This is a genomic window from Bacteroides luti (assembly GCF_900128905.1).
Lineage (GTDB): Bacteria > Bacteroidota > Bacteroidia > Bacteroidales > Bacteroidaceae > Bacteroides > Bacteroides luti.
The window spans coordinates 165,908-180,998 of sequence record NZ_FQTV01000004.1 but is presented as its reverse complement, the minus strand read 5'-3'; the positions used below and the strand labels follow the sequence as shown (position 1 = coordinate 180,998).

Genomic DNA, 15,091 nt, shown 5'->3' with positions numbered 1-15,091 from the left:
TTTCCTGACTAAAATGTTTTAGTCTTCTTTTGAATGAACTCCCCCCAAATTGAAGTCTACAATCTGGGGGGAGTTTTAACTATATAAACACTATTGAAACTATTCGTATATCTAGTCTTTTCCGTTATTTCCTCTAGTAACGCTGAAGGCAAACCTCCTGAAAAGAAATGTTGGAATAGCTACTCCAACAACAAGAGCAGCAAGTATAAAAATGGTAGTTGTTCCGTTGCTATAAAACAGGTTAATGTAATGTAGCTGATCAGCCTCTGTTTTGCACACCATATAAATAGCAATAGCCTGCAGGGTGTGATATGCAAACATTCCCGGAATCATAGGCAGAAGCGACGGAAATGCAAAGACCTCCGCTGGTACAGCCAGCCGTTTCGCAAAAAAGACAGAAAGACAACCAATAGATAATGAAGCGAAGAAAGAGGCCTGACTGATACTCAGGGAGAAACTATCAAAGTGCATTAAAAAATAACGGATACTGTGGCCTATGGCTGCTAGTAGCGCCGACACAAAAAGTGAGCGCCGTGGCGGATTACTGATAATAGCAAATCCTACAGCAGCTATAGCTGCAAAAAATCCGTCTTCCAAAAGTTCTAGTATCATCATATTGTAACTAATCCTGTTATAAATAAAATAGCAGATAACCCTATAGCGATGCAGCTCACAAGTAATGCAGCATTAAATAGTCTGCAACACCCTGTTACTATATGTCCGTCAATAATGTCCATTACTCCGTTTATAAGCGGCACGCCGGGAATAAGATAAAGAACACTGGTGCCTAGTGCCATGTCGGGGGTGGTACCCCAATTGCATAAATATCCCAGACTGCCAAATGCTGATGCAAACATTGCAGAAAGTATAAAAACGGCGAATTCGTTCCAATGCCATTTTTGCATTTGCTGTTTGAAAAAGAATCCGATGAAGGTAGCAACAAATACAATAGCCATCGAAATAAAATCACCATGAAAAAGTCGGCAGAAAGAAGCGTTTGCAAAGGATACCAACCATAATACTATCCAAGGATTAACTCGCGGACGATCCAATATGCGCTGGCAAAGCTTCGATGCACGATTCAACGGAATATGCTCATCATGAATTCTCCAGCTCAGGTGACTAAGCCGGGCATTAATTTCGAAATTGAGAGGCATCGGCTTTATGCGACTTACCATGGAGTAAGAATGCTCGTTTCGTGAATCCCAAAGAGTCATTACCATCGTTTTCTGGAAAAAGAGCATCTCAGCTTTTAGGTGATATGCCTTTGCTATGCGCAAAGCATTTCGCTCAATACGTGAAGTTTGAGCTCCAACAGCCATCATACAGGTTGAGAAGTCGGAGATAAATTTAGCTACAGATTTCAGTTCCTTATGATTCTCCATACTATAATTTACCTGGGTAACTACGTATTGTTTTAGCAAAAATCACCATAAACAGCAAAAAGAAGAAAGTAAAGCTGAAAAAGGCTCCTAAACAGAAGTTTATTCTGATAGCCTTCCACTGCCCCTCTGGCTGTACAACGGTACAAACCGTCTGATTATTTAGTTCTGTCATGTTCGGGATTCTTTTGAGTTCTGTAATAATGAGCCCATTCTTGTGCTCTACGATTGAATACCCATATAAAAATAGAGCAGGCTAAAGCAAGTCCAAGAATTGCACCAATTATTAAACTGGAATAGGGTGTTAGTGTAACTGCAGATGTTTGAGCGGGAGCTGTCAATACTACGTTTAGTAAGTTCATCATCATTTTCTTATTTTTAAATGGCCGCAAAGGTAGACCATCTGTTGTAAAGCTAAATAATAACTTTTATGGGTTTTTTCTATTGAAACGATAGTTTTTACCTATCAAGTATTTGCTTTAGTTGATTGGTTTTTTCGATTAACTATCTCGAAATTATCTATTATAATAATTATTTTAGCATTGTATTAATACGTATCTTTACGCCCGATATGGAACTAAGACAACTAAGATACTTTATTAAGTCTGCTGAACTTTCTAATTTTACTGAGGCTGCGAGAACTTTGTTTATTTCAGAAAGTACTCTATCACAGCAAATCAAGCAACTTGAAATAGAACTGGATACACTGCTTTTTGAACGTGTAAGAAGAAGGGTTTCTCTTACTGAGGCTGGTGAAATGTTTCTGCCTTATGCACGTAAAACAGTGGCCGATTCGGAACATGCTGTACAACGGTTGCGTGATTTGCGTAATCTCCATACTGGAACCCTCAAAATAGGGGTGACTTTCAGTTTGGGATCGGTACTTACAAATTCCCTGGAAAAGTTTTCCCAAACTTATCCCGATATAAAACTGAACATTATATACCGTACAGCGACAGAATTAACAGGACTTCTGAAAACTCATCAGGTCGATTTTGTTCTTTCTTATGAGTTGCTTCATGATGATGATCAGATAGAGAGTATGCGCTTGTTCGATTCAGCTCTTTCTGTAATTGTTCATCAGCATCATCCGCTTGCAGCGCTTAAACGTATCCCGCTGTCATACATAAATAATTATCCGTTAGTACTTCCGTCAGTTGGAATGAATGCCCGCATTATTCTCGACAGTGTTTTGCAGGCCAGCCATATAACTCTGAATCCGCAAGTAGAACTCAATGAAGTGAACATACTTTTACAAATGGTTAGAACAAAGCATTGGGTAACTGTTCTTTCTAAAGCTACTATACATGGTGATAACGAAATGAAAGCTATTCCTATACAAGAAAAGGGCACAGAGATGCATGCAGCTTTGTTATGGTTAAAAGATGGTTATCAGAAAAATGCTACCCGTGAGTTTATCCGAATGTTAATGCAGGACTGATATTCAAATATTTGATTATATTTGCATATATGAATCCACTTCCTAAAGATATAAGAACATATACTTTATCTGAATTTGAAGAAAGCAATTCTTCTTTTTCGATAAAGAAACTCGAAGATTTATATCGTATGAAGCATGGTGAATCGGATATTCCACATCGTCATGATTATTATACGATTATTTTTTTTGAGAAGGGAGAGGGTACTCATATTGTTGACTTTACAGAGTATCAGATTGAAAATAATACCATTTATTTTATTTTTCCCGGACAAATGCATCAGGTAATACCAACTTCGGAGCCAAAAGGCTGGACCATGAAATTTACCGATGAGTTCTTGATTTCTAACTCCATTTCCGATAAGCTGATTAATGGTATTTATTTGTTTAACGAATTCGGGCAGTCGCCTCCGTTGTCAATTAATGAAATACAAAAGTCGGTATATCTTAATATCATTTCTCAGATAGATTATTTCTCTGAATCTCTTGAAAGCTACACTCAGGAAGCTATTGGCGCACTGATGAAAATCTTTTTTATACAGAGTAATAATCATTGTTCGCTGCAAAAAAGCAATAATCCTCAATTGATGGAAACTACCAATCAGTTGCTGCACTTATTTAAACAGCTGCTGAATAAGCATTATACCTCTATGCACATGGTTTCGGATTATGCCAGTAAGTTGAATGTAACAGCCGATTATCTGAATAAAACAGTGAAAAGCATTACCGGTAAATCTGCAAAAGACCATATTCAGAGCAAGATAATTATTGAGGCAAAGCGTTCATTGCTGTTTAGTGAGATAAGCAGTAAAGAGCTTGCTTACGAACTTGGCTTCGAAGAATCAGCTCATTTTAATAACTTTTTTAAGAAGATTACTGCTCAAACTCCTTCAGAATTTCGTGCTTTAGCACGCCAGTCCTGATTTTTGCAATCATTCACCTGATTTCATTACTTCCTACGGCATATTCCTGCCGTATCTTTGTCATATCAAATTAAAAGAAGATTTGAAATAATAAAGAATATAAGTATGAAAACAATATTGCATAAATCAGAAACACGTGGACATGCCAATCATGGTTGGCTGAATACACACCATACTTTTAGTTTTGCAAATTATTATAATCCACAACGAGTACACTTTGGCATGCTGAGGGTACTTAATGACGATATAATCGCTCCAGGCGAAGGTTTCGGAAAACATCCTCACGATAATATGGAAATTATTACTATTCCGCTTTATGGTGATCTGGAACATAAGGATAGTATGGGTAACCATGGAGTAATCAGCGCGGGAGAGATTCAGGTAATGAGTGCCGGAACTGGTCTTTTTCATAGTGAATTCAATAAGAATAAAGATAAGGAATTGGGATTGCTTCAAATATGGGTGTTCCCGAATAAAAAGAATGTAACACCACGTTACGATCAGATAACCTTGGCGGATATTAAGAAAACTGATGAATTATATCAGATTCTTTCACCTGACCCTCATGATCAGGGAGTATGGATTTATCAGAATGCATGGTTTCATCTTGGTGATTTATCAGAAGGATGGAAGGGCGAATACAAACTGAAAGATAAGAAGAACGGTGTTTATTTCTTTGTCATTGAAGGAACTGTTACTATTGCCGGACAAAAGCTTAGCAGAAGATATGGGTTTGGCGTTAGTGAAACGGAAATGATAGAAATAAAGACTGATTCAAAAACAACATTGCTGGTAATGGAAATACCAATGCAATAAATGATTAATAAACAAGATTATTGGTGATGGAAGTTCCCTTTAGATAATTAATAAAAATATAAATAAATAATAGATAGTATGAATGCAATTAAGAAATTTTTAGCAACCGACCAACAATCATGGTCTTTGTTAGTAGCACGTTTGGCCTTAGGTCTTGTAGTATTACCTCACGGAGCGCAAAAAGCTCTCGGACTTTTCGGTGGATATGGTTTTGAGGGAACACTTGGTGCTTTTCAATCAATGGGTATGCCTTTAATTATCGGAGTTTTAGTTATTCTGGCTGAATTTGTTGGAAGCTTAGGTATTCTTGTAGGTGCCGGAACACGTTTTATGGCTTTCTCAGTTGGTTTAACAATGGCTGGAGCCGCAGTTCTTGGTGGTCATATAAACAATGGCTTTTTCATGAACTGGTTTGGTCAGCAGAAAGGCGAAGGGCTTGAATACTTTATCCTTGTTGTAGGTTTGGCTATTGCCATTCTCATTGGCGGAGCCGGACGTTATGCTGTTGACAATCTTATTTCAAAGAAACTTAAATAATTAATCGTGGTTATATACGTAATAACTCTGTGATAAATAATATTTTATATGGAACCAAAAATGCTCAAAAACGGACCTTACGAAGTTGAATTAGAGGCTGGAAAAACTTATAAATGGTGTACTTGTGATGCAAGTAAAAAGCAACCGTTTTGTGATGGCTCACATCATGGAACTAAATTTAAATCACATAAATTTGAAGCTAAAAAAACAGGCAAAGCTTATTTATGCGGATGTAAACAAACAAAAACTCCACCATATTGTGATGGTTCTCACAACAAATAGTAGCATATTTTTATAGTTGGCTTTTAATTATCGTGCCCTTTGTCGAAAAAGATAAAGGGCACGATTGTTTTATTGAAAGAGAATAATAATGAATGTGAGTATATATAGATGTTTTTCTTAAATGTACACTATAATTGTTTTTTAAATATTAAAATATTTATTAATTTTGCGCTTTGTAATATTTATTGTTTTTAAATGTACTTATTTTTTTTGTTAACGCTTATAATTACCTTTTAAAAAAACTAATAATTATTATGTATTATGGTTATTTATTAAATTGAATATATGACTAACTCTAAATTATGGATTATTTCTATCCTTCTTTTACTTAATTATCCGGTATTATTTGCTAACCAAATTATATCAGTTGCAGATTTTGGATTAAAACCTGATAGTCGTGTAAACTCAGTACCTTATGTTCGAAAAGCTTTAGAAGCTTGCCGTAAACAACCTGGAAGTACTTTGTTTTTTCCAAAAGGGAGATATGATTTCTGGCCTCAATATACAGTTGAAAGAGAATATTTCGAATCAAATACAACTGATAATAATCCCAAAACTCTGGCTGTATTACTAGATAGTCTCCATAACTTTACGTTAGACGGTAATGGTTCATCATTTGTGATGCATGGACGGATGCAACCTATAACTCTGGATCACTGCTCGGATATTAATTTGAAAGGATTTACAATTGATTGGGATATACCTCTTACATCGCAAGCTAAAGTGCTGAAGGTTACCCCCGATTATTTTGAAATTGAAATCAATACTCACGAATCTCCATATATTATCGAGAATAATAACCTTGTGTTTGTAGGAGAAGGCTGGAAAAGTAAGTTGTGGTCTATTATGGAATTTACTTCAGATACACATCTGGTAGCTCCGAATACAGGCGATAGGATAGGGTGGCGGAACTATCATGCTGAAGAAGTATCTCCGGGTATTGTTCGTCTTAGTGATCCCAGTGTTGCAGCATTTTATCCTAAAGAAGGAAATTGGCTGGTACTTCGTCATAATGAACGGGATCATGCCGGAATATTTCTTTATCACAGTCAGCGGATAAACCTGGAACAAATTGATGTATACCATTCTTGTGGATTAGGAATACTGTCACAATATAGCCAGGATCTTTCATTCAATAAGGTCCGGGTAGTTCCAAACGCTTCAAAAAATCGTATTCTGAGTGGGCATGATGATGGATTTCACTTTATGGGATGTGGTGGCTTTATTCGTATTGAAGAATGTGAATGGGCCGGGTTGATGGATGACCCTGTTAATATACACGGAACCTGCGTACGTATTGTCGAAATTCTTTCTCCTACCCGCATAAAGTGTAAATTTATGCACGAGCAAAGTCAAGGTATGGAGTGGGGAAGAAAAAATGAAAAGGTAGGATTTATAGAGAATCAAAGCATGCGAACTTTAGGAACCGGTACTATGACTTCATTTGAACCCCTTAATAAATCTGAATTTATTGTAGAATTTCAGGCACCAGTTCCTAACAGCTTAAAAGTTGGTGCTGCCTTAGAAAATTTGTCATGTACCGCCGATGTAGAAATCAGAAACTCGTTCTTTGGTAGTTGCCGTGCCCGAGGCTTGTTAGTATCAACTCCCGGCAAAGTAATTATAGAAAATAATATATTTGAATCAAGTGGGTCGGCAATCTTAATAGCTGGTGATGCTAATCAATGGTATGAATCAGGTGCAGTGAAGGATGTTCTTATTCGTAATAATACATTTCGCTATCCTTGCATGTCATCAGTTTATCAGTTTTGTGAGGCTGTGATCAGTATATTTCCTGAAATTCCAAAGCCGGATATACGTTATCCTTTTCATAGTAATATCCGTATTGAGAATAACAAATTCTACTTATTCGATTATCCTATTCTATATGCAAAATCGGTAGATGGGCTGAGCTTTGTTAATAATACGTTGATAAGAGACACAACTTATCAGCCGTTTCACTATCGTAAAGACGGAATTACGCTGGATGCCTGTCGTAAGGTTATTATTTCAGGAAACCGAGCTGAAGGAAATGTTTTAGGAAAAACCATTCGTCTGCATGATATGAAGCCGGGAGATTTGAAGCTACGCAATGAATCTTTCTTTCAATTAAGAAATAAACCATAATCTGCTATGATCAACATAGAGGGAATGTCTATATCAGAATGTTGCTTATAATTAATTAAATTCTTGTCAGTTTATTTCTGTCAAGGATTGTAATAATACGCCCATCAGTCTTGATAATTCCTTCATTTTCGAATTCTTTGATTGTGCGAGCTAATGAAGGGCGCTGTACTCCAAAGTATTCGGCTAACTGGGTTCTTGTGCGTTTTAGTATGAAATAGTTTTTTTCAGGAGTAGTCTTTTCCAGTAAGAATATAGCAAGTTTATATTTTAGGCTTTTAAGTGATATCATTTGTAGTTTCATTGAGAGAAAAACAGCCAGATTTGAATTCAGAGTCAGGAAGTTAATCATGAGTTTTTCATTGTGAATCATCTCATTCAACCAATCTGATTTTGGTATTTTCAGAAACGTACAAGGTTCCATTGTTATAACATCAACAGGATATTTATTGTTATTTGCAAAAATGAAAGCTGGAGCCAGTGGCATTACAGCTTCCAGCATTTCTATTTCAACGGCATTACCTTCTTGTGTAATCATTTGGGTACGTACAATGCCTTTAACCAGTAAATACATGTAATTGATAACTTCTCCCTGTCTCACAACAGTTTCTCCTTTTTTATAATTAATTACCGCCTTTACATTTCTTTGTAAGAATTGATCATGTTCTTCCTTATTCATGTCTTTGAATAGCGGACAGATGGTTAAGTTATTATAGTTCATGATTACTGTGATTTGTAATATTCATTTTTGCTAAATAAGTAAACTTTATTTGCTTAGAATAAATAAATGGATTAAAGATTGTTAAACGTCTGGTAGTGTAATCCAGGTTACAGTTTAGGAGGTGTTGTGCCTGTATCTTTGTCGAACAAAAAAGATAGTGATTAAAACTAACCATTAAAACCACAGAATATGAAAGAGTTTAAGAAATTGAGAATTGGTGAGATTGTAGCTGATGATTTCAGAGCAGCGGAAGTCTTTAAGAAAGCGGGTATTGATTTTTGCTGTGGTGGAAATCAAAGTTTGGAAGAAGTGGCCAAAGAAAAGGATCTGAATATAGCTGAACTTGAAAATAAACTGAATAACCTGGAGACTGTTGTTCAGGGCAGTCAGCCCAATTATAAAGACTGGAATCTGGACTTTTTATGCGATTACATTGTAAATGAGTATCATAGTAAGGTTTATAGAGTTTTACCTCAAATAATGGATTACTTGAATAAGATAGTTCAGGTTCATGGAGCCGGTCACCCGGAGCTAAAGGAAATTGCTGATTTGTTTTCATTGGTAAATACAGAATTACCAATACACCAGCAACAGGAAGAAAATGTGTTTTTCCCGGCTATCAAAGAAGCTTTGAGTTCAAATTCAGCAAAAGCAAAAGAGATAGTAAATTCGCAAATTGCCCTGATGATGGAAGAACATGAACTGATAGGTGGTACGGTAGATAAGATAAGTTTGTTAAGCAATCACTACTCAGTACCCGATGATGGCTGTAATACTTATCATGTTACTTATAAGTTATTAGAAGAATTTGAGGAAGACTTACACGTACATGTGCATCTTGAGAATAATATTTTATACCCAAAAGCTTTGAATCTGACTAAATCTTAAAACGAAATCAAACAATTTAAATTTAGATATTATGGATGTTAAAAAAGTATGGATGGAAGAGGGCTGTATTGCCTGTGGAGCATGCGAAGGAATTTGCTCCAAAGTGTTTAGAGTAGAAGACATTGCCTATGTAAACGAAGGGGTTGACTATTCTGAATATTCTGAGGAGATTGAAGAAGCAGCAGCAAGTTGTCCTGTTGAAGTAATTAAATATTCTGAGTAAATTTACAATTATGATAAATGCTAGTGAAGAATTAAGACGTGAACATGAGTTAATTAAAACAGCTCTGAATTTGCTCGAAAAGATAGCATCTGGAATTGTACAAAAAGTAAATCCAGATGTAAGTGACTTAACGGAATTAATCAATTTTGTAATTGTATTCGCTGATAAATGTCATCATGGAAAAGAGGAAGATTTGTATTTCCCTTCTCTGGAAGAAGCTGGAATCCCTAATCATGGCGGACCTATCGGTGTAATGCTTTCAGAACATGATCAAGGAAGAAAATATATCCGTGAGATGAAAGAAAATATTTCCGGACAGAACTCTGATCTACAGGTTTTTGCAGATGCGGCTTTTGCTTATGTTGCTTTAATGAGAAATCATATTGAAAAAGAAAATAATATTTTATTTATGATGGGTGATCGTGTGATGCCGGAAAGCGTGCAAAATGATTTACTAATCAGGTTTAAAGAACATGAGGAAAAAGTAATAGATAAAGAGAAGCATGAAGAATTTTATGCATTAATAGAAAGACTCTCACAGAAATATCTGCACTGATTTTATAGACCTGTTTTTACTTTGGGATTCTTAAGGATACAAATGAATCCCAAAGTAAAATGAATACTACTATTTGCTTCGTACTGGAAGTCGTTCCCAAAGCCAATCAGGAATTAGTTTCCAGAAAAATACTATAAATGCATATCTCTTATCAATAATAATAACGCGTTTTTTACGGCTTAGAGCATTGATAATCTGTTCTGCTACCCTTTCCGGCTTCATTAGCAACGGATAATTCCCATCTTTCAATAAATCCGTCTGCACAAATCCCGGTCGGATATCAGTAAAGTGAATTTTTAACTTCTCCATGCGAGATAGCTGCGCCAATGAATCGATATATGTATTCTGAAAACGCTTTGTAGCCGAATAAGCTGGAGCAACGCCCAGTCCTTTTGTCCCTGCAATAGAACTGATTACTGCCAGATGTCCGCCTCCTTTTTCCTTGAAATAGTGAAAAGCAGTTGTTACCAGACGAATAAAACCTCCTACATTAGTTCGGGCCGTATTTATTTCAATATCAGCTTTTAATGTTTTGTTTTGAAATCCAATTCCCGAACTAAGCAGAAACAGATCCATTCCGCCCAATTTATTTATCAGTAACAATAACTTCTCAGGAGCATCCTCTTTTGTAACATCCAGTACCTGAGTTTCAATATTTTCGGGGTTGGTAGCCTTGAATTTTTCCAGCGCGCTTTCTCGCCTGCCTGCAACACCTACTTTCCAACCCTGTTTGAGATATCCTTTTGCTACCTCATATCCAATTCCGGAAGTTGCTCCTATAATTATGATTCGTTTCATCTATTTTTTCGCTTTAAATCCCGCAAATATAACTTATTTAGTTTGTTTGTTCTTTCGTATATTCAAACATTCTGCAATTATAATCCTATAGGTAACCTCAAGTGAGTATTCGATAATCCAGGTTGTAAGTTTTATTTAGAATTCGGCTTTAGTTTTTCAATAAGATTCATGATAAGTGTAGGAGAATCCTGATTTTTCATCATTTCTCTTATTTTTTGTTTTTGTTCAGGAGTAAGAGCGTCCGTCATTTGTTTCATGATACCGCCTAATGAATCAAGGATTTGTGTCACCATTTCCCCAAGTTCTTTGTTGCACTGTTTGTTTAGAGCATCATCCGGCTGATCGGATAGCATATTGAGATTTCCTTTTTGCATAATTTCCAAAAGACGAGGTAAAATAGCTGGTAAAGTTTTACCAACTGAGTCATTTAATGATTTAATGATTGCCATTTGTTTCTTGTTCAGTAAAAGAGTTGTATCCATTGGCGCAGCAGGAGCAGGTTGATTCCACAAAGCAACAACATCTTTAATTTTAAGTTTCTTTTTTGAAACGAATGTCCGGTTATCTATTTCTTTATTATCTATAGCTTTTTCAACACCCTTCCAGCTGCCTAGCGTATACTTGTAAGAGTACTTTTTATTCATGAAACAAGGAATTTCCAGAGTGTAGTGTTTACTGTCTATTCGCTTCATGCAATAACTGCTATCAGAAGGATTCCATCCGTTAAAGCTTCCGGCAATAAACACGGCGGAGTCTTTTTGAATGCCGTTACCCGGCAATTCAACATTAAGATGAACAGAACCCACTTGCGCATTTACATGTTGTGAAAAAAGCAAACTACCTGCCAGGCAAAGCAGCATGCAATAAAATTGTTTTGTTTTCATAATATTCTGTTGTTAAAATTCTAATTTGTTAATCCTGGTTTCCATTCTTCTATGACCTTAAGGTACAATACCTGTTTTTCCTTCTCTTTTGTAAGATTCGCAATATCTTCATCTAGTTTTTTCTGTATGGAAGTTAGCCATTCCTCATCATTTAATTCTTTTCTGTAAATGAATGGAAAACTGCGTTCCAGTTCCTCAATTTGCTTGCGTAAATTCTTAACCTTCTTTTCTAATTGCAAAACAATCCCTGTAAATTCCTCGGATTGAGAAATAGAATCTGCAGAATCTTTGGCTAAATCCAGTGATAGGAGTATTTCCCTTAAAGCCATGAAACTTCCAAGATGATAAGCAGCCTGAGCTTTGATAAAAAGTTCGGTTTCATATTCTGAAAGACCGAGATTAATGTCCGGATGTAGTTTCTTTATTATAATACGATAAGTCTCTTTCATTTCCTTCATTTCATCCGCCGAGATTAAAGAGTTTTTCAGATACTCTTTTGCTGCTGCCAGTTGCCGTACATTCTCTTCAATCTTTTTCTTGTGATCGGCAAAACGTATATGAATTTCCTCATCAACAGTTTTCAGTTCCGGTATCTCGTTTCGGTTTATGTAGGCCTGAATCAGCTCTATGCGTAGTTTTATTGCTGCAATTTTAGTACGCAAACAGAAAACCTCGTGCTGTTTTTCTCCCACAGTACTCAGGTATAGTGAGGTAAGACTGCTTTCTTCGTAAGTCTGCATTTCATTCTTTCTGGCAAAGAGTTCAGTAAACTCTTTCCGTAACGAACAGAATTGTTCCCGCAAAACTTGTTGTTCAGGTGTTAAATCAAGCATATTAACTACTTTTTAATTGCAATAATTAAAATATGAACACCTCAAATATAAATAATATTTTTGACATTTTTCATTCTTTATTCAAAAACATCCGTTACCTGTTATTACTATCTTTATACTATCCGTTTTTTTGTATCTTTGTTCCACACTAACAAATATAACGATGAACTTAAAATCAATCACATTAACATTGTTGGCCTTTTTAACTTTAGGCACAACCAAAGCTCAGCCCTTCAAGGAGTCGAAGGAAGAAAAAGAAAAGAGAATGCAATGGTTTCAGGATGCCAAATTAGGTATCTTCATTCATTGGGGAATCTATTCGGTAAGGGGAGTTACAGAGAGCTGGTCCTTTTATAATAACTATCTTTCTTACGATGAGTATATGTCTCAGTTGGATGGATTTACTGCTAAAAGCTATAATCCGGCAGAATGGGCTAAACTGATTAAGGAGTCAGGAGCAAAATATACTGTAATTACCTCCAAACATCATGATGGAGTAGCTTTATGGGATACTCAGGCCAGTGATCTGAATACAATAAAGAAAACTCCCGCATCACGAGATTTGTTGACACCCTTTACAAAGGCTGTTCGAAAAGAAGGCCTGAAACTGGGAATATATTATTCATTGCTTGACTGGTCGAATACTGATTATCCCTATGCAACACGTAATTCTACGCGTTATCAGATAAAAGAAGATTCAGCTCGCTGGCAACGTTTTCTAGATTTTGATAATAGACAACTAGCTGAATTGAACAAGCAATTCAAACCCGATTTATATTGGTTTGACGGTGATTGGGATTTCAGCCCGGAAACCTGGAAGGCCAAGGAATTATCAACCATGCTTCGAACCTTTAACCCTAAAGTTATCCTAAATTCACGTATTCAAGGTTATGGTGACTATGCCACACCCGAGCAGGGAGTGCCCATCCGTCGTCCCGATTCTCAATGGTGGGAGTTATGTATGACGATGAATGACAGTTGGGGATATGCACCAACAGATACGAACTATAAAACAGCTAATATGTTGCTTCGTACATTTGTAGATTGCATTTCCAATGGAGGAAACCTGCTTCTTGACATTGGTCCCAAAGAGGATGGAACCATTCCACAAGAACAAGTGGATATTTTAAAGGAATTTGGCCGATGGACAAAGAAACATGCCGACGCCATTTATGGAACACGGGCAGGAATTCCCGAAGGTCATGTTATGGGATATACCACATTGAATAAAAACCAGGATATTCTTTACGTCTTTCTTCCATATAAACCCAATGGACCTATTTCTGTAAAAGGATTAAAGAATAAAGTAAATCGTGCCTGGGTAGTAGGTAACGGGGCACTTTTGGAAACAAAGGTAGTAGGCAAAGCTTATTGGAGCAGCGTTCCAGGTATTTTATATTTCGATGTTCCTGAAAGTGTTCAGGATTCTCAAATAACAGTAGTTGCACTTCTGCTTGAAGGTAAGATTGATCTTTATCGTGAAGCAGGACAGGTTATTACAAGTAATTAATATTATTTTTTCACCCGAATTATAGGATATTGTGTGAAAATGGTTATAAATGGTTATTGCCGATAACAATATAACATACTACTTTTGCACAAAATCCTATATAATGTTAGTGAATAATAATAAAAAGGATTGCAGAAGATTTTTAAATCTCTTAAATTTAACTGGTTATGTGCAAAACAAACAATTTTTGTATTGTTAGTCAATCTTAAGGTTGAGTGACGGTACAAAAATTGGTTTTGTATTAAATTAATCCTAGTCTTGTAGCATAAAGCACAGCCTGTGCAGTATTTTCTGAATTTGTTTTTTCCAAAATGCTATGTCGATGTTTGTTTACAGTGTTTATACTTATAAAAAGGCGATCTGCTATTTCTTTACTGCAATAACCTTCCGAAAGAAGTTTTATAACATCTATTTCACGTTTCGATAGAACAGGTTTTTCAACTATATCAGTGTCATCAAAATAGTTGAAAGTTTTTCCTGTGTTTACATTTATCAGAATCCTTTTTGGCTTTCTGTTTTGATCCTGATTTGGAATAATATCTGATAAAAATAGTAGAAGCCAAAGATCACCATTGCTGTCGAGTTCGTAAATTACAATTCTAAAATTAACCCATACGTATTTTCCGGTTTTGCTTTTTACTCTGAATTCGTACTTCATAATACAACCGGTACGTTCCGAAGGAGGTACGCTATATGCATAATCATAACTCATAAGGCCAGTTTCTAGTGCAAAATACAAATCATCCGGATGAATATTATCATAGAAAGCCTCAAAACTATCTTCATCTATCCCTACAAAAACCGGATGATCAAATTTATCAGACTTCTGATTATCCCTGAATATGAACTGCATTTTGTTCAAATCAAAAATAGACATTTTCCTATTTTCTATCTTAGATAGCTGATCTATTGCTTTTTTTATTTTTTCGGCATCTTCGTAAGCATTGTCTGATACATTGCAACGATGATTTTCGAAAAGATCTTTATGACGCTTTTTGAGAGATTCTATAGAACTTGGCATAGAAAATGGTTATAAATGATTATTGCATGCAAATATAATCCATTTTATCCTTTGTTAAAAGCTTTATGATGTTATAGATAATTTTATTTTAAAAATGAGAAGGGTTATTAACAAATAACTAACAGATTTTATTAAACTTCTTTCTATTAGTATTT

18 protein-coding genes are annotated in these 15,091 nt (G+C 35.8%); 10 read left to right on the top strand and 8 right to left on the bottom strand.

The features are described from left to right. Positions 1-111: 111 nt before the first annotated feature. From BUC21_RS05165 to BUC21_RS05155, 3 genes are all read right to left on the bottom strand, one after another. On the bottom strand, positions 112-615 hold the full coding sequence (locus tag BUC21_RS05165; RefSeq protein ID WP_073399901.1) for a threonine/serine exporter family protein: 504 nt from the start codon (positions 613-615) through the stop codon (positions 112-114). Next, positions 612-1,385: a threonine/serine exporter family protein gene (locus BUC21_RS05160; protein ID WP_073399900.1), complete on the bottom strand. Its 774-nt coding sequence runs from the start codon at positions 1,383-1,385 to the stop codon at positions 612-614. Before BUC21_RS05160 ends, BUC21_RS05165 begins: the two co-directional genes overlap by 4 nt. A gap of 155 nt (positions 1,386-1,540) precedes the next feature. Then, on the bottom strand, positions 1,541-1,750 hold the full coding sequence (locus BUC21_RS05155; protein WP_073399899.1) for a hypothetical protein: 210 nt from the start codon (positions 1,748-1,750) through the stop codon (positions 1,541-1,543). Positions 1,751-1,953: 203 nt separating this feature from the next. Between BUC21_RS05155 and BUC21_RS05150 the strand changes: the two genes are divergently transcribed. From BUC21_RS05150 to BUC21_RS05125, 6 genes are all read left to right on the top strand, one after another. Continuing rightward, positions 1,954-2,823 (top strand): LysR family transcriptional regulator, encoded by an 870-nt coding sequence (locus BUC21_RS05150; protein ID WP_073399898.1) that lies wholly within the window; start codon positions 1,954-1,956, stop codon positions 2,821-2,823. 29 nt (positions 2,824-2,852) lie between these two features. Beyond that, entirely contained in the window at positions 2,853-3,743 is an 891-nt protein-coding gene (locus tag BUC21_RS05145) for an AraC family transcriptional regulator (protein ID WP_083547604.1), read from the top strand. Between the two features lie 105 nt (positions 3,744-3,848). Further along, the gene (locus tag BUC21_RS05140) at positions 3,849-4,559 is read left to right on the top strand and encodes a pirin family protein (protein WP_073399896.1); all 711 of its coding nucleotides are present in this window, start codon (positions 3,849-3,851) and stop codon (positions 4,557-4,559) included. Positions 4,560-4,637: 78 nt separating this feature from the next. Beyond that, positions 4,638-5,096, top strand: a complete 459-nt coding sequence (locus BUC21_RS05135) for a DoxX family protein (protein WP_073399894.1) — start codon at positions 4,638-4,640, stop codon at positions 5,094-5,096. Positions 5,097-5,144: 48 nt separating this feature from the next. Further along, on the top strand, positions 5,145-5,378 hold the full coding sequence (locus tag BUC21_RS05130) for a CDGSH iron-sulfur domain-containing protein (RefSeq protein WP_073399892.1): 234 nt from the start codon (positions 5,145-5,147) through the stop codon (positions 5,376-5,378). A gap of 285 nt (positions 5,379-5,663) precedes the next feature. Then, positions 5,664-7,505, top strand: a complete 1,842-nt coding sequence (locus BUC21_RS05125; RefSeq protein WP_073399889.1) for a right-handed parallel beta-helix repeat-containing protein — start codon at positions 5,664-5,666, stop codon at positions 7,503-7,505. A 55-nt stretch (positions 7,506-7,560) separates the two neighbouring features. Here BUC21_RS05125 and BUC21_RS05120 read toward each other — a convergent pair whose 3' ends face one another. Then, positions 7,561-8,223 carry a Crp/Fnr family transcriptional regulator gene (locus tag BUC21_RS05120; RefSeq protein WP_073399887.1) on the bottom strand — a complete coding sequence of 221 codons (663 nt, stop codon included), beginning with the start codon at positions 8,221-8,223 and terminating at the stop codon, positions 7,561-7,563. 189 nt (positions 8,224-8,412) lie between these two features. On the opposite strand from BUC21_RS05120, the gene ric reads away from it, so the two are divergent. From ric to BUC21_RS05105, 3 genes are read left to right on the top strand one after another with little or no spacing between them, the layout of a single operon-like run. After that, a complete protein-coding gene (ric, locus tag BUC21_RS05115) occupies positions 8,413-9,111 on the top strand; it encodes an iron-sulfur cluster repair di-iron protein (RefSeq protein WP_073399885.1) in 699 nt (232 codons plus the stop codon). Positions 9,112-9,142: 31 nt separating this feature from the next. Then, the gene (locus BUC21_RS05110; RefSeq protein ID WP_073399883.1) at positions 9,143-9,334 is read left to right on the top strand and encodes a 4Fe-4S domain-containing protein; all 192 of its coding nucleotides are present in this window, start codon (positions 9,143-9,145) and stop codon (positions 9,332-9,334) included. A gap of 10 nt (positions 9,335-9,344) precedes the next feature. Then, positions 9,345-9,890: a hemerythrin domain-containing protein gene (locus BUC21_RS05105; protein ID WP_083547603.1), complete on the top strand. Its 546-nt coding sequence runs from the start codon at positions 9,345-9,347 to the stop codon at positions 9,888-9,890. Between the two features lie 69 nt (positions 9,891-9,959). On the opposite strand, the gene BUC21_RS05100 is transcribed toward BUC21_RS05105, so the two are convergent. The 3 genes from BUC21_RS05100 to BUC21_RS05090 all read right to left on the bottom strand — a co-directional run bounded on the left by BUC21_RS05100 (position 9,960) and on the right by BUC21_RS05090 (position 12,405). Continuing rightward, a complete protein-coding gene (locus tag BUC21_RS05100; RefSeq protein ID WP_073399881.1) occupies positions 9,960-10,688 on the bottom strand; it encodes an SDR family NAD(P)-dependent oxidoreductase in 729 nt (242 codons plus the stop codon). 131 nt (positions 10,689-10,819) lie between these two features. Continuing rightward, positions 10,820-11,572, bottom strand: a complete 753-nt coding sequence (locus tag BUC21_RS05095; RefSeq protein WP_073399878.1) for an early set domain-containing protein — start codon at positions 11,570-11,572, stop codon at positions 10,820-10,822. A gap of 20 nt (positions 11,573-11,592) precedes the next feature. Then, positions 11,593-12,405: a J domain-containing protein gene (locus BUC21_RS05090; RefSeq protein WP_073399876.1), complete on the bottom strand. Its 813-nt coding sequence runs from the start codon at positions 12,403-12,405 to the stop codon at positions 11,593-11,595. A 163-nt stretch (positions 12,406-12,568) separates the two neighbouring features. Between BUC21_RS05090 and BUC21_RS05085 the strand changes: the two genes are divergently transcribed. Beyond that, positions 12,569-13,915, top strand: coding sequence for an alpha-L-fucosidase (locus BUC21_RS05085; RefSeq protein ID WP_073399874.1), 1,347 nt, complete (start codon positions 12,569-12,571; stop codon positions 13,913-13,915). Positions 13,916-14,156: 241 nt separating this feature from the next. On the opposite strand, the gene BUC21_RS05080 is transcribed toward BUC21_RS05085, so the two are convergent. Then, positions 14,157-14,936, bottom strand: coding sequence for a LuxR C-terminal-related transcriptional regulator (locus tag BUC21_RS05080; protein ID WP_073399871.1), 780 nt, complete (start codon positions 14,934-14,936; stop codon positions 14,157-14,159). Positions 14,937-15,091 lie beyond the last annotated feature (155 nt).

What these genes read in the sequence shown, in the direction of transcription:
- BUC21_RS05165 (WP_073399901.1), bottom strand. Translation starts at nt 615, where the DNA reads ATGATGATACTAGAACTTTTGGAAGACGGATTTTTTGCAGCTATAGCT.
- BUC21_RS05160 (WP_073399900.1), bottom strand. Translation starts at nt 1,385, where the DNA reads ATGGAGAATCATAAGGAACTGAAATCTGTAGCTAAATTTATCTCCGAC.
- BUC21_RS05155 (WP_073399899.1), bottom strand. Translation starts at nt 1,750, where the DNA reads ATGATGATGAACTTACTAAACGTAGTATTGACAGCTCCCGCTCAAACA.
- BUC21_RS05150 (WP_073399898.1), top strand. Translation starts at nt 1,954, where the DNA reads ATGGAACTAAGACAACTAAGATACTTTATTAAGTCTGCTGAACTTTCT.
- BUC21_RS05145 (WP_083547604.1), top strand. Translation starts at nt 2,853, where the DNA reads ATGAATCCACTTCCTAAAGATATAAGAACATATACTTTATCTGAATTT.
- BUC21_RS05140 (WP_073399896.1), top strand. Translation starts at nt 3,849, where the DNA reads ATGAAAACAATATTGCATAAATCAGAAACACGTGGACATGCCAATCAT.
- BUC21_RS05135 (WP_073399894.1), top strand. Translation starts at nt 4,638, where the DNA reads ATGAATGCAATTAAGAAATTTTTAGCAACCGACCAACAATCATGGTCT.
- BUC21_RS05130 (WP_073399892.1), top strand. Translation starts at nt 5,145, where the DNA reads ATGGAACCAAAAATGCTCAAAAACGGACCTTACGAAGTTGAATTAGAG.
- BUC21_RS05125 (WP_073399889.1), top strand. Translation starts at nt 5,664, where the DNA reads ATGACTAACTCTAAATTATGGATTATTTCTATCCTTCTTTTACTTAAT.
- BUC21_RS05120 (WP_073399887.1), bottom strand. Translation starts at nt 8,223, where the DNA reads ATGAACTATAATAACTTAACCATCTGTCCGCTATTCAAAGACATGAAT.
- ric (WP_073399885.1), top strand. Translation starts at nt 8,413, where the DNA reads ATGAAAGAGTTTAAGAAATTGAGAATTGGTGAGATTGTAGCTGATGAT.
- BUC21_RS05110 (WP_073399883.1), top strand. Translation starts at nt 9,143, where the DNA reads ATGGATGTTAAAAAAGTATGGATGGAAGAGGGCTGTATTGCCTGTGGA.
- BUC21_RS05105 (WP_083547603.1), top strand. Translation starts at nt 9,345, where the DNA reads ATGATAAATGCTAGTGAAGAATTAAGACGTGAACATGAGTTAATTAAA.
- BUC21_RS05100 (WP_073399881.1), bottom strand. Translation starts at nt 10,688, where the DNA reads ATGAAACGAATCATAATTATAGGAGCAACTTCCGGAATTGGATATGAG.
- BUC21_RS05095 (WP_073399878.1), bottom strand. Translation starts at nt 11,572, where the DNA reads ATGAAAACAAAACAATTTTATTGCATGCTGCTTTGCCTGGCAGGTAGT.
- BUC21_RS05090 (WP_073399876.1), bottom strand. Translation starts at nt 12,405, where the DNA reads ATGCTTGATTTAACACCTGAACAACAAGTTTTGCGGGAACAATTCTGT.
- BUC21_RS05085 (WP_073399874.1), top strand. Translation starts at nt 12,569, where the DNA reads ATGAACTTAAAATCAATCACATTAACATTGTTGGCCTTTTTAACTTTA.
- BUC21_RS05080 (WP_073399871.1), bottom strand. Translation starts at nt 14,936, where the DNA reads ATGCCAAGTTCTATAGAATCTCTCAAAAAGCGTCATAAAGATCTTTTC.